The sequence below is a fragment of the Janthinobacterium woesei genome, assembly GCF_051380875.1.
Taxonomy (GTDB): Bacteria; Pseudomonadota; Gammaproteobacteria; order Burkholderiales; family Burkholderiaceae_D; genus Janthinobacterium.
Genome location: NZ_JBNYXW010000013.1, coordinates 127660 through 141225, shown reverse-complemented (window position 1 = coordinate 141225; position 13566 = coordinate 127660). Strand labels below are relative to the sequence as shown.

Below are 13566 nucleotides of genomic sequence, written 5' to 3'. Positions count from 1 at the left end.
TCAATATAGTGGATATTACCCAAGCCTATTGAACTTTGCAAGCCAACTGCCGATGAAAACCAGCATTTCGACCAATTCTCCCCCTGAAGTAGGCGCCACCCTGCAACGGCTGCGCCTGGCGCGCGGCCTGACACTGGAGGATTTGTCGCGCATCGCGGGCGTATCGAAGTCCATGCTGTCGCAAATCGAGCGCGAAAAAGCCAATCCCACCATCGCCATCACCTGGCGCCTGGCCAACGCCCTGGGCGTGCAAATCGGCGAATTGCTTTCCAGCGCGGAAAAACCCGTGGAAACCATCCGCATCACGGACGCCCACGAAACCCCCACCCTACCCGGCGACCACGCGGGCTACGTGCTGCGCATCCTGGGGCCGATGGAGCTGGCCGGCAAATACGAATGGTATGAAGTGACCCTGGCGCCAGGCGGCGAACTGGCCTCGCAGCCACACGACCCGGGCACCACCGAGCATTTGACGGTGATTCACGGCAACCTAGAGCTGGAAGTGGGCACGGCGAAGAAAAAAGTCAAGAATGGCGGCACGGCACGCTATCCGGCCGACTTGCCGCATACCATCCGCAACCTGGGAAAAACCGAGGGCAAGGCACTACTCGTCGTCATACACAGATAGTAAGCGGCGAAAAAAAGCGCGGGCCAACTGCACCCGCGCTTTTATCCACCAGATAACGGCTAGCGCATTACTGCGCCGCCACCTTGGCCGGTTCTGCCGGTGCTGCCGGCGTCATCTTCAGCGAACGGCTGAGGAAGCCCCAGCGGTCGGCCACTTCTTCGATCTGCTTGGCCGTCGGCTTGCCCGCGCCATGGCCTGCCTTGCTGTCGATGCGGATCAGCACGGGCGCCGCGCCGCCTTGCGCTGCCTGGGCAGCGGCGGCGAACTTGAAGCTGTGCGCCGGCACGACGCGGTCGTCGTGGTCGGCCGTGGTGATCATGGTGGCCGGATAGCAGCCGCCCGCCTTCAGGTTGTGCAGTGGCGAGTACTTCACCAGCGCCTTAAACTGCTCGGCATCGTCCGACGAGCCGTAGTCAGGCACCCAGCCCCAGCCCACGGTGAACTTGTGGAAACGCAACATGTCGAGCACGCCCACTTGCGGGATGGCCGCGGCAAACAGGTCGGGACGCTGCGTCATGGCCGCGCCCACCAGCAAGCCGCCATTGCTACCGCCGCCGATAGCCAGTTTCGCTGGCGACGTGACTTTATTGGCCACCAGCCATTCGGCCGCGCCGATGAAGTCGTCGAACACGTTTTGCTTGTTCAGCTTGGTACCGGCCTGGTGCCAGGCTTCGCCGTACTCGCCGCCGCCGCGCAGGTTGGCCATCACGTAGACGCCGCCCATTTCCACCCAGGCCAGGTTGGCCACGGAGAAACTTGGCGTCAGGGAAATATTAAAACCGCCATAACCGTACAGATAGGTCGGGTTGGTGCCGTCGAGCTTCATGCCTTTTTTAGAGACGATGAACATCGGCACCCTGGTGCCGTCGCGGCTGGTGAAGAATTGCTGGCGCGTCTCGAACGCCTCCGGGTCGAAATCGACCTTCGGCTGGCGGTACACCGTGCTCTTGCCCGACTTCATGTCGTAGCGGTAGATGGTCGCTGGCGTGGTGAAGCTGGTGAACGAGTAGAACGTTTCCGTATCGCCACGTTTGCCCGCAAAGCCACCGGCCGAACCGATGCCAGGCAAGACCACTTCGCGCACCAGTTTGCCGTTCAGGTCGACGATCTTGATTTGCGTTTGCGCATCTTTCAGGTAGTCGAGCACCAGTTGGTTATTCAGCAGATTGACGGCGACCAGGGTTTCCTCGCTTTGCGGCACGATTTCCTTCCAGTCGGCAGGCGCAGGTTTACGCGTATCGATGGCGATCACGCGCGATTTCGGCGCCTTGTTGTCGGTCTTGAAGAAGAACACGGGACCGTCATTGTCGATGAAGGAATACGACGCGTCGAACTCTTCGAGCAAACCCAGCACCTTGGCATTCTTCTGGCGCAAGTCCTTGTAGAAGACGCGGTTCTTGCGCTCCGTGCCTTGCGAGGCCATGATGATCAGATAATTGCCGTCATCGCTGACGACGCTGCCGCCGAACGCCCATTCCTTCTGGTCGGGACGGTCGAAGACCAGCACGTCATCGCTTTGCGGCGTGCCGATCTTGTGGAAGTACAATTTCTGGAAGTAATTGATATCGGCCAGCTTGGTCGCTTCATTCGGCGCGTCGTAGCGGCTGTAGAAGAAACCCTTGTTGTCCTTGGTCCACGAAGCGCCGGAGAACTTGGCCCACTTGATGTGGTCCGTCAAATCCTTGCCCGACTCGATGTCGCGCACTTTCCACTCGTTCCAGTCGGAACCGGAGGCCGACGTGGCGTACGCCAGGTATTTGCCGTTCGGGCTGATCGACGTGCCGGCCAGCGCCACCGTGCCATCGTTTGAGAGGGTGTTCGGGTCGAGCAGCAGGCGCGGCGCGTCCGTCAGTTTTTTCACCGTGTACAGCACGGCCTGGTTTTGCAAGCCGTCATTGCGGCTGTAGAAGTAACGGCCGCCCTGTTTCGTTGGCGTCGTGAAACGCTCATAGTTCCACAGCTTGGTCAGGCGCTGCTTGATCGCTGCGCGCTCGGGGATGGTGCCCAGGTACGCTTGCGTCAGCTTGTTTTGCGCCGCGACCCACTCGCCCGTCTCCGCGCTGTTGGCGTCTTCCAGCCAACGGTACGGGTCAAAGATGCTGGTGCCGAAATAGCTGTCTTGCTGGTCGACTTTTTTGCTGAGCGGATACGTCACGGGCGCGCCATCGCCAGCGGGGCAGACGGGCGCGGAAGCGGTTTGTGCCATGGCATTGCCACCGAAAGCGGCCAGCAGGCTCAATATGAGGGTTGCACTACGTAATTGCATGGGTTGTTTGTCTCATTGTTGGATGTCGGGGAAAGCAGGCTGCCCAAGCAAACGCGGCGCCTGCCTATGTTGACTTTCGCCAAAAGAAATCATAGCGCGGATTGCCACTTTTAATGCACAGTTATGTGCCGGATTTGCCGTCGTTTATTTGGAAAACTATGGGGTATCACCATGCTAAAGCGCGCTTTCGGCCTGAATCGGCAAACTGGACACGACTGGGGACTCTGCGAGAAACAATATCAAAAGCAAATACGTTTCATCAAGCGGTCATAAATCTTCTTTATTATCGGCAACATGTTCATGGCCCGTCCAGCGGCCGTGCCCTCCACGCCCTCCTATGCCCACTCTCGCTCTCCCCTCCGCCCCCTCTGCACCGGTCGCCGCGACGCCCTCGAATGTGGCGTACCTGAAGCCGCCCGCCGCCATGACCATCGAAGGGACGGACGCCTTGCACGAGATCCTGGCCGGGCGCAAGCTGAGCGCCCTGTTTCAACCGATCATCCACATGCAGAGCGGCGAAATCATCGGTTATGAAGGCTTGATACGGGGGCCGTCCGACAGCCCCCTGCATGCGCCGATGAATCTGTTCAAGGTGGCGCGCGCGAACGGCTTGACCCTGGAAGTGGAACATCTATGCCGCCAGGTGGTGCTCGAACGCTTTGCCGAATTACAGCTGCCGGGCAAGCTGTTCTTGAATGTCAGCCCCGAATGCCTGTTGCTGCGCAATGCGCGCCATGGCGAAACGCTGGAATACATCGAGCACATCGGCATCAATCCGGACCGCGTCATCATCGAACTGACGGAAAACCAGCCCACCTATGATTACGAGCTGATGCGCGAAGCGGTGCTGCATTACCGCAACATGGGTTTCCAGATCGCCATCGATGACCTGGGCGAAGGCTTTTCCAGCCTGCGCCTGTGGTCGGAATTGCGGCCGGAATACGTGAAGATCGACATGCATTTCATCCAGGGCATCAATCATGACCCCGTGAAACTGCAATTCGTGCGCTCGATCCAGGAAATCGCGGAAAAGTCGGGCACCCTGGTGATCGCCGAAGGCATCGAGGCGCAGGCGGAATTGCTGGTCTTGCGCGACTTGGGCGTGGCGTTCGGCCAAGGCTACCACCTGGGCCGCCCCAACATGGTGCCGGCGCGCGCCTTGCCGGCCGAGGTGGTACAGGCGCTGGGACGCCATGGCGTGGCCGTGTATCCGCAGCGCAACAGCCTGGACAAAAATGGCGCCAGCATCCGCAAGCTGCTGCACCGCGTGGCGGCCGTCTCGCCGCAGCTCAACAATAACGAGGTGTACGACATTTTCCTGAAAGAACCGAAACTGATGATCATCCCCGTCGTTGACGACGGTGTCCCGCTGGGCCTGATCAGCCGCTTCGAGATGATCGACCACTTCGCCCGCCCCTACCAGCGCGAACTGTACGGCAAGAAATCGTGCAGCCTGTTCATGGATGCCAAGCCCCTCATCGCCGACCACGAAACGAGCTTGCAGGAACTCAGCTACACCATGGTGCAGTCAAGCGCCCACCATTTGTTCAACGGCTTCATCATTACCGAGCACGGGCGCTACCTGGGCATGGGCACGGGCCACGACCTGATGCGCGAAATCACACAGATGCAGATCAACGCGGCGCGCTACGCCAACCCGCTCACGCAGCTGCCCGGCAACGTGCCCATCAACGAACATATCGACCGTTTGCTGCACAGCGCTGCCCGCTTCTGGGTCTGCTATTGCGACCTCGACCACTTCAAGCCCTTCAACGATGTCTACGGCTACCGCAAGGGCGACGACGTGATCGAGCTGACGGGCGAGATACTCAGCGGCCATTGCGACCCGAACCGCGACTTCATCGGCCATATCGGTGGCGACGATTTCATGATTTTATTCCAGAGCGAAGACTGGGAAGCGCGCTGCCAGGCCATGCTGGAGCGCTTTGCCAGCGCCATCCCCGCCTATTACAGCACGGGCGACTGCGAACGGGGCGGCTACATCAGCGAAGACCGGCAAGGCAAGAAAGTGTTTTACTCGCTGATCAGCCTGTCGCTGGGCGTCATTAAGGTCGAAGCGCACCAGTACTACACGCACCACCAGATCGCCACCCAGGCGGCCGAAGCGAAGAAGCAGGCAAAGAAAATCCACGGCAACAGCCTGTTCCTCGACCGCCGCCAAGGCACTGGCACGGTGTAAAGACTTGAGCGAACTCAAACGAAATAATAAAATAACATCGTTTTGATGAGCCCGCTTCGAGAGAATGCGGGCCCTTGCACGCCAGGACTGGCGCGCGGCAGGACACAGCAGCAGTTAGCGGCGCGAAGGATGTTTTTGCAGGAATTGCGGCACTTTCGCCGCCGCCAGCTTGTTCAGCGACACCAGCAAATCGGCGTCGACATCGGCGATGCCGTAGTTGCTGCGCAGATGGCGGCCGATATGGATCAGCACTTGCGCCGCCACTTCCGCATCGGACTCGGCCCTGTGGGCAGCGCTCTTGAAGGCGATGCCCAGCTGGCTCGACAGCAAGCCCAGCTTGTAGCTGGACATGCCGGGAAACACGCGGCGCGACAGTTTCAGCGAACACACGAGCGACTGGTGCGCGGGCGTCAGGTTCAATCTGGCACTTTCCGCGCGCAGGAATTTTTCATCGAAACTGGCATTGTGCGCCGACAAGGCATCGCTGCCGATGAAGTCGAGCAACTGCGGCACCACCTCGGCCACGGGCGGCGCCTTGTCCACCATCGCTTGCGTGATGCCCGTCAAGCCCGTGATGAACGAAGGAATGCGCGCATTGCAGTTGATCAGGGTCACGAAACGCTGCGTGATCTGCCCGCCCTCGATGCGCAGCGCCGCCACTTCCGTGATGCGGTCGCCCATGTCGGGCGACAGTCCGGTCGTCTCGAAGTCGATCATGACGATCGGTTTGTCAAACACATGCATGGGGCGCTCTTTCTTGGCTACAACGAAGGGAGCTGATTATCAACCGAATTTGCGTACCGCGTCCAGCGCCAATCCTGCGCCAATGCTGCCGAACAGGTCGCCTTCGACCTTGCGCGCACCCGGCACCAGGGCAGCGATCTTTTCGCGCAGCAAGCGCACGCCGCTGGAGCCGCCCGTGAAGAACACGGTATCGACGGCGTCCGGCGCCACGCCCGCATCGCGCAGCAAACGCAGCACTGTTTCTTCCACGGAACCGCACAAATGGCCGATGGCTTCATCGAATTGCGTGCGTTTCAACAACAGGCTTTGCGCGGGCGAGAGACGCTCCAGCTCCAGCTGCACTTCGGCCGCGTCGGACAGGGCAATCTTGCCTTCTTCCACTTTCATGGCCAGCCAGTGGCCTGCGCGCTCGTCGATCAGCTTTTGCAAGCGCCCCATCTTGTCTTGCTCACGCGCATCGCGGCACACGTCAGCCAGCTGCACCCAGATCTTCTTGGTGTAAGCCAGGTTGATCGTATGCCAAGTTGCCAGGTTGAAATAGTAGCTCGACGGCACTTCGCTATTATTATGCAAACGGCTACCATAGCCGAGCAAAGGCATGACGGACGACAGGCTCAGGTATTTATCGAAGTCCGTGCCACCGATGTGCACGCCGCCGGTAGCGAGGATATCGTCGCGGCGCTCGGCCTTTTTCGCCCGTTCGGGCGACAGGCGCACCAGCGAGAAGTCGGAAGTACCGCCGCCGATGTCGGCGATCAATACCAGCTCTTCACGCTCGATTTGCGACTCGTAGTCAAACGCGGCGGCAATCGGCTCGAACTGGAAGGCGACGTCCTTGAAGCCGACGGAACGGGCCACTTCGGCCAAGGTGTCTTGCGCCAGCTGGTCGGCTTGCGCATTGTCGTCGATAAAGAAGACGGGGCGGCCAAACACGGCGGACGAGAATTCGCGCCCGGCGGACTGCTCGGCGCGGCGTTTCACTTCGCCGATGAATTGTCCCAGCAACATGCGAAATGGCAGCGCACGGCCGCCCACTTCCGTCTGGCCGTCGATGAGGCTGGTGCCCAGCAAGCTCTTGAGCGAACGCATCAAGCGCCCTTCATAGCCGGCCAGATAACCGGCCAGCGCCGCGCGGCCAAAACTGACTTCCTCGTCTTCCGCATTGTAGAAGACGACGGACGGCAAGGTGGTCTTGCCATCTTCCAGGCCGAGCATGGTGCTCTGCCCAGGACGTGCCCAGCCTACCGTGGAATTTGACGTGCCGAAATCGACGCCGCAAGCATTGGCCATGTCGACCCTTCCCTGAATAAAGGGGCGTTATATTATCAGAACAGGGGCCATTGCACCAGCAAAATACTTCCGGCGCGCACCACAGCGCAAGCTTGCTCTGCATCAAGGGGGCCGATGCGCACAAAAGCTACTACTGGGAAATTGACGCCGAGCAATTCGGCCAGCCTCCGGAGACCCATCGTGCCCTTGCCCCGCCTGCCCCATCCTGTCTTGCCGGCGCCCTTGCTGGCGTTCCTGGCCACTATCCTGCGCGCCGCACTGGCCGGCTGCGGCGCGTGCCGCCGCCCGGGCGCACCAGCCACTACGGCAGCGGCTCCTGCGACAGCGCCGATTGAACACGGGGCCGGCCGGTGATGCCAGTAATACCAACAAACGCGCCACTTATCAATTAGTCATATTTTTTGCAACATGAATAAGAAACTAAAGTGGGCTTGCGCAAGGTCATCGACCGCCTGGGCCGCTTCGATGCGCTCGAAGCGTCCGGCTGGCTCAGCTACGACATCATGACCCTGCGCCAGCCCGTGCAAAAGATGGCCACCGACGCCATCGCCATGCTGGGCGAGCTGATGGAGCGGAGCGGCGGCAGCGCCGAACGGCGCCGCTATTGTTCGCATCTGGTGGAAGGCAGTACGGCGAGATTGACCGGCGCCCCCGCCTACTTCGGCATGATGGCCGCCGCCTGAACGTCCGCACTTCTCATGCAAAAACTTGACACATAAAAAAACCTTACATCGCTGCAAGGTTTTTCTATTTTAAAGGCAGTCCTGTCAACCGAAAAACTTGCCCTTGAGCATATTCAAGCCCTGGCTGACCAGGTCATTGCCTTCCGGCACTTTGCCGTCTGGCGTCAACTTGTCGACCAGCTGCGGCAGCAGCGCTGCCAGGCCGCCCAGGGCCGCATCGGGCGCAACGCCAGCTTTTTCGGCGATCTGCGTGACCGTGTCGCTGCCCAGCGCATCCTTGATCTGCTCACCGGAGACGGGCGCATTGGCGCCAGTACCGATCCAGCTGGCTACTTGATCACCGAGGCCGCTTTCCTGGAACTTTTGCAGCAGGCCCGGCAAGCCGCCATGCTGGTTGACCAGCTCCATCACGCTGGCCATCAGCCCCGATGGGGCTTCCCCATCGGCGCCCTTGTTGCCCAAAGCGCCCATCGCCTGTCCTGCAAGTTGGTCTAGCAAACTCATCGTAATCTCCTGAACGCTATCAAAGTAAAGCCGCATGCGTGCGGCGTCCGGCATGGCGCAGCGTGTTCTCTGCCATGGTAAATAATTATACTATGAATAATAACAATGCTATTATTGCAATTGCAATGCTGGCAAAACGGCGGGCATGACTCTTGAATTGCCCTCCTCCATCATATTTACTTCGGCACAACATGCAAGCGTAAATTGACTGGCAACAAAAACGTGTAGAATAATTTTTCCTACTTACTGAGGAGTATCAAGATATGAACATCAATAAAGCGGTAGACAAGGCCTACGAAAAAAAGACGTTCAAGGAAATCGCCGATGCGCCCGTCGACGCGCTGCAAGGCGTGAGCGAGAAGGATGCAGAGCTGCTCAAGCAGGCATTCAACATCAAGACCGTGCGTGACCTGGCAAACCTGAAATACTCCAAATGGGCGCGCGCCATCGTCACCCTGGCCGATACGGAAGAGTAAGACTGGGCCCGGCCCCGCAAACAAACACCGTCAAGCCCGCCCCTGATGGTGGCCTTTTCCATTTTTGCAAGATTACGGCTGGCAAGACGATAGCCGTACGCCCGTCCTGGCGCAGCGCGATAGCTGCTGAAGGTGCGCCCGCCCACAGTCAGCTATGGCACCGCCGCGTAGACTGGGCGCAGTGCCATCACGAGGAGTGCCGCCATGCCGCACGTTCAACCCGGGGATGAGAATGCGCTGCAGGCGGACGAAGGCGATTTGTCCGACATGCTCAGCGAATTGCGCATCCTCTTGCCCGGCGCACAGATGCTCACGGCCTTTCTCATCATCCTGCCGTTCAACGGCGGCTTCGCCAAGATCGTGCAGGCGGAAAAGATCGTCTTCCTGCTGACGTTTTTTCTTTCCATGACCAGCCTGGTGCTGCTCAGCGCGCCAGCCATCCAGCACCGCGTGATGCGCCCGCTGCAGGATCGCGAGCGTTTCAAGCGCGTCGCCGACCGCATCATGATGGCCGGTGCGCTATCGCTGGCCCTGGCCTTCATTCTCGGCACGAACCTGGTGATATCGGAAGTCTTCGGCTACGTTGCCGGCAACGTCGCCTGCGTGCTGATGGGTGCCCTCATCATCTGCATGTGGTGGTGGCTACCCTTGCACTTAAAATACAGCAAGAAAATCTAGCCGGGCAAGAAGTCATGGACTTGCTCCACGGCATTTATGTGGCGCGACTGGGAGCGCTGCAGCAATCCTTACGCAAGCAGGCACATCAAGCAAGTCGATTCCGCTACTAGTATATTTTCTTCACTATCTATGTGGCGGCATGCCGATCTTTCTGTGTTATCGTTAACAACAAGAGCACGCGCTGTTGTGTGCGGTGCAGCATGTTTTGACCGCCTCCCGGCAGAACTTGCCCGAATCTTTTACAATATTGTCTGTGGGCAGCTCTTCTAGCCCGAAACGCCGGGCGGCTGTCACTGCGGCTGAGCCACAGCACGCTACTTCACCCAGTTTTACCCTTACCTAACTAATAAGAACATGCACGCATCCGTAGATCCATTAATTCCGCGCGTCATTGCGCCTTTTGGCGCTGGATACGCCGACCTGGCCCTGGCCCTTGGCGGCCTTGCCATCGGCACGGGCGAATTCGCCTCCATGAGCATCTTGCCCGTGGTAGCCGACGACCTGGGCACCACCTTGCCGCAGATGAGCCACATGATCAGCGCCTATGCGCTGGGCGTGGTCGTCGGCGCGCCCCTGATCACGATCTTCCTGGCGCGCATGCCGCGCCGTTTGATGCTGATCTGCCTGATGCTGATGTTCGCGGGCGGTAACTTGCTCAGCGCCATCGCGCCCAACTATGGCTTGCTGGTCGTCGCCCGCTTCGTCGCCGGCATCCCGCATGGCGCCTTCTTCGGCGTGGCCGCCCTCGTGGCAGCCGCCCTGGCCGAACCGGACAAGCGGGGCCAGGCCGTGGCACGCGTCTTGATGGGCTTGACCGTGGCGAATATCTTCGGCGTGCCGCTGGCAACCTATATCGGCCAGACCCTGGGCTGGCGCCCGGCCTTCTTGCTGGTCGCCGCGCTGGGCTTGCTGACGATGCTGATGGTGCGCATCTTCGTGCCGATGGTCGCCGCCGGTGACTCCAGCCCGCGCCGCGAACTGGGCGTCTTCCGCCGCCTGCAAGTGTGGCTGACCCTGCTGATGGTGGCGATCGGCTTTGGCGGCATGTTCGCCGTCTACACTTTCATTACGCCAACCTTGCTGGAAATTACAAAAGTGTCGCCCCTGGTCATTGCCATCTTGCTGGCCATTATCGGCGTCGGCATGACAGTGGGCAACCTGATCGGCGGCTGGCTGGCCGACCGCTCGCGCATGTGGACCATCTTCGGCGTGCTGCTGTGGAATGTCGTCGCGCTGGCCGCATTTACCTACACCAGCAGCAATGTCTGGTTGACGGCAATCAACCTGTTCGCCATCGGCGCCGGCATCGCCGTCGCCCCGGCTGTGCAAACGCGCCTGATGGACGTGGCCGGCGACGCGCAAACGGTGGCCGCCGCCCTCAACCATTCTGCCTTCAACATCGCCAACGCCCTGGGCGCCTGGGCCGGCGGCATCGCCATCGCCATGGGCATGGGCTTGCGCTCGACGGGCTGGGTCGGCGCCATGCTGGCCTGCGGCGGCATCGTCGTGCTGGGCATTTCCGTGCTGGTGGAAAACCGCAGCCGCAGCATGGGCGGCGCGCAGCCGGCTTGATGGTTTAGCTAAGCGGCCGCCTGGTCAGGCGGCCGCACGACGGGCTGGAAAGTGGCGATTTCAAGTGCCGTCAGTTGCGCCATTATTTTTATCTTGGCAATACTATCTTCACTCGGACTGCAGCATCTTTTGCAACACTGCATCAAGCTCATAAAAATCCACGGGCTTGGTCAGGTGCAAGTCAAAGCCTGCATCGGACGCCATCTTGCGGTCCTTGTCCTGGCCCCAGCCTGTCACGGCGACGAGAATGACATTCTGGCCACACGCTTGCGTTCGCAGCTGGCGCGCCACCTCGTAGCCGTTCATGCGCGGCAAGCCGATGTCGAGCAAGATCACGCGCGGCAGGAACGTTTGCGCCGCCGCAATGCCGGCCGCGCCATCGTAGGCCGTGCGCACGTCGTAGCCGAGGATATCGAGCGCCAGCGCCAGGCTTTCGGCGGCGTCGGCGCTGTCGTCGATGACCAGCACTTTTCCTTCGCGCGTGCCGGCCAGCAGGCGGCGGTTCACTTGCGCAGGCGTGGCCAGCGGCCCGGCCGGCAGCGGCAGGCGCAATTCGAAGGTGCTGCCCTGCCCCACTCCCGCACTGTGCGCGCTGACGCTGCCGCCATGCAACTCGGCCAGGCCGCGCACCAGCGACAGGCCGATGCCCAGGCCACCCTGGGCGCGCCACAGGGCTGGTTCCAGCTGCGAAAACATCTCGAAAACGCTGTCCAGGTGTTCGGCCGCGATGCCGATGCCCGAGTCGCGCACGCTGATCAGCACTGCATCGGCCGTGCAAGCGACGGCCAGCCAGATGGCGCCGTTGGCGGGCGTATACTTGATGGCATTCGTCAGCAGGTTGGCGATCATTTGCCCCAGCCGCGTGGCGTCGGCGTCGAGGCAGATGGCATGCGGCCATGGCGCCACGTGCACGCTGTGGCCCGCTTGCGCCGCCAGGGCCGCCACGCTGTACAGCGCCGCTTCCATCACGGGCGCCAGTTCCACGCTGCAGCGGCGCAACTCCAGGCGGCCCCGCGTGATGCGCGACACTTCCATCAAATCGTCGACCAGGTGCGTCATGTGGCCCACCTGCCGCCCCAGCACTTCACGCACCCAGCACAGCTGCGGGTCGTCCAGCTGTGCCAGGCGCAATACTTCCAGCACGTTGCGCATGGGAGCCAGCGGATTGCGCAGCTCGTGTGCCAAGGTGGCAAGGAACGCATCCTTGCGCCGGTCGGCGGCCGCCAACTGCAAGTTGAGCGCGCCCGCTTCCTTGCGCGCCAGCTGCAGCTGCTGTTCGTATTTGCGCCGGTCGCTGGCGACAAAGACGGCGATCTCGTCATAGCGCACACCGTCGTGTTCACGCCGCACGGCATTAAACAGCATGGGCACGGCTTGCCCCTGGTGCTGGCGCATGTCGAGCAAGACTTCCGACACGCTGCCCTGCACCTGCATCAGCGGCAGCCAGTGGGTCTGGTGGAAGACGCGCCCGCCGATGGTCAGCAAGTCCTGCAGTTTCTTGTGCCCGATCAATTCGTCCGCGGCATAACCGAGCCAGCCACAAAAGGTGGCGTTCGCCTGCAATATCAGGCCGTCGCTGGCGCACAGCAGCAGGCCACAGGCGGCGTGCTGGAACAGCGTATGGGCGTCAGGCAAGGATGGCCGGGTGTCGCGCATTACAGGTGCAGGCCGTCAAGAAAATGGCGGATGGCGCGGTAGCTGGCATCGGGCACGCTCATGTGCGGGCAATGGCCCACATTCTCGACTATGTGCAAGCTGCTGCGCGGCAGCATCTCGCGCAGATAGTTGCCCACGGGCAGTGGCGCGATGAAGTCGTCGCTGCATTGCACGATCAGCGCTGGCGTGCTGTTGTGCGGCAAGATGGCGCGGTGGTCGGACAAGAAGGTGGCTTGCGCGAAATGGCGGGCGATGGCGGGATCGGTGCGGCAAAAGCTGTTCGCCAAATCTGCACCCAGCGCCGGCTGCCCGGGCGCGCCCATGATGGCGGGCGCCATCGCGCCGGCCCAGCCCAGGTAATTGCTGTCCATGGCATTGAGCAAATCGTCAATATCGGCCCGGCTGAAGCCGCCCCGATAGCCTGCGCCCGCATCGTCGATATAGCAAGGCGACGGCGCCAGCATGACTTGCGCGGCAAACAGGGCCGGCTCGGCGATGCTGGCCAGCAAGGCACTCATGGCGCTGACGGAATGGCTGACGCAAATCACGGGGCCGCCGCCGACGGCCTTCACGATCCGGCGCAAATCTTCGCCATGGGCGTCGAGCCGCGCGTAACTATCGAAATCATAGGCACTGAGGTCGGAGGCGCCGCTGCCGAGCAGGTCGAACAGCACCGTGCGGTAGCGTAGACGAAACATCGGCTCCAGGTAGCGCCACATGGTCTGGTCGCAACCAAAGCCATGCATGAACACCATGGTCGCTGCCGTACCCGTCTGCAGCACGCCCGTGGCTGCATTGACGCGGACATTGTTCCGATCTTCTACGTGCATGCCTGTGTCATCCTTAATATTTCCATCTGGAATGTAAGT

13 protein-coding genes are annotated in these 13566 nt (G+C 61.0%); 7 read left to right on the top strand and 6 right to left on the bottom strand.

Translation table 11 applies throughout. The features are described from left to right. Positions 1-52 precede the first annotated feature (52 nt). Positions 53-628: a helix-turn-helix domain-containing protein gene (locus ACQ4W6_RS16775; protein WP_436568298.1), complete on the top strand. Its 576-nt coding sequence runs from the start codon at positions 53-55 to the stop codon at positions 626-628. 67 nt (positions 629-695) lie between these two features. Here ACQ4W6_RS16775 and ACQ4W6_RS16770 read toward each other — a convergent pair whose 3' ends face one another. Next, complete coding sequence (locus ACQ4W6_RS16770; protein WP_436568297.1) at positions 696-2894, bottom strand: prolyl oligopeptidase family serine peptidase; 2199 nt, start codon at positions 2892-2894, stop codon at positions 696-698. 424 nt (positions 2895-3318) lie between these two features. On the opposite strand from ACQ4W6_RS16770, the gene ACQ4W6_RS16765 reads away from it, so the two are divergent. Further along, positions 3319-5094, top strand: a complete 1776-nt coding sequence (locus tag ACQ4W6_RS16765; RefSeq protein ID WP_436568341.1) for a GGDEF domain-containing protein — start codon at positions 3319-3321, stop codon at positions 5092-5094. Positions 5095-5208: 114 nt separating this feature from the next. Here ACQ4W6_RS16765 and ACQ4W6_RS16760 read toward each other — a convergent pair whose 3' ends face one another. Together ACQ4W6_RS16760 and ACQ4W6_RS16755 are read right to left on the bottom strand one after the other, a co-directional pair. After that, positions 5209-5838, bottom strand: coding sequence for a 3'-5' exonuclease (locus ACQ4W6_RS16760; RefSeq protein WP_436568296.1), 630 nt, complete (start codon positions 5836-5838; stop codon positions 5209-5211). A gap of 39 nt (positions 5839-5877) precedes the next feature. Beyond that, entirely contained in the window at positions 5878-7128 is a 1251-nt protein-coding gene (locus ACQ4W6_RS16755; RefSeq protein ID WP_436568295.1) for an Hsp70 family protein, read from the bottom strand. A 180-nt stretch (positions 7129-7308) separates the two neighbouring features. On the opposite strand from ACQ4W6_RS16755, the gene ACQ4W6_RS16750 reads away from it, so the two are divergent. Together ACQ4W6_RS16750 and ACQ4W6_RS16745 are read left to right on the top strand one after the other, a co-directional pair. Beyond that, positions 7309-7482, top strand: coding sequence for a DUF3176 domain-containing protein (locus ACQ4W6_RS16750; RefSeq protein WP_436568294.1), 174 nt, complete (start codon positions 7309-7311; stop codon positions 7480-7482). Positions 7483-7553: 71 nt separating this feature from the next. Next, entirely contained in the window at positions 7554-7811 is a 258-nt protein-coding gene (locus ACQ4W6_RS16745) for a type 1 periplasmic-binding domain-containing protein (RefSeq protein WP_436568293.1), read from the top strand. 84 nt (positions 7812-7895) lie between these two features. Here ACQ4W6_RS16745 and ACQ4W6_RS16740 read toward each other — a convergent pair whose 3' ends face one another. Next, a complete protein-coding gene (locus tag ACQ4W6_RS16740; protein ID WP_436568292.1) occupies positions 7896-8315 on the bottom strand; it encodes a YidB family protein in 420 nt (139 codons plus the stop codon). Between the two features lie 263 nt (positions 8316-8578). Here ACQ4W6_RS16740 and ACQ4W6_RS16735 point away from each other — a divergent pair, with 263 nt between their 5' ends. From ACQ4W6_RS16735 to ACQ4W6_RS16725, 3 genes are all read left to right on the top strand, one after another. Beyond that, a complete protein-coding gene (locus ACQ4W6_RS16735) occupies positions 8579-8791 on the top strand; it encodes a hypothetical protein (RefSeq protein ID WP_034751103.1) in 213 nt (70 codons plus the stop codon). Positions 8792-8995: 204 nt separating this feature from the next. Then, positions 8996-9469: a DUF6328 family protein gene (locus ACQ4W6_RS16730; protein WP_436568291.1), complete on the top strand. Its 474-nt coding sequence runs from the start codon at positions 8996-8998 to the stop codon at positions 9467-9469. Positions 9470-9823: 354 nt separating this feature from the next. Beyond that, positions 9824-11041, top strand: coding sequence for an MFS transporter (locus tag ACQ4W6_RS16725; RefSeq protein ID WP_436568290.1), 1218 nt, complete (start codon positions 9824-9826; stop codon positions 11039-11041). A gap of 108 nt (positions 11042-11149) precedes the next feature. Here the strand turns inward: ACQ4W6_RS16725 and ACQ4W6_RS16720 are convergent, their stop codons facing one another. Both ACQ4W6_RS16720 and ACQ4W6_RS16715 read right to left on the bottom strand, forming a co-directional pair. Next, the gene (locus tag ACQ4W6_RS16720) at positions 11150-12697 is read right to left on the bottom strand and encodes a hybrid sensor histidine kinase/response regulator (RefSeq protein ID WP_436568289.1); all 1548 of its coding nucleotides are present in this window, start codon (positions 12695-12697) and stop codon (positions 11150-11152) included. After that, positions 12697-13527: an alpha/beta fold hydrolase gene (locus ACQ4W6_RS16715; protein ID WP_436568288.1), complete on the bottom strand. Its 831-nt coding sequence runs from the start codon at positions 13525-13527 to the stop codon at positions 12697-12699. The genes ACQ4W6_RS16720 and ACQ4W6_RS16715 overlap by 1 nt, the downstream gene beginning before the upstream one ends. Positions 13528-13566 lie beyond the last annotated feature (39 nt).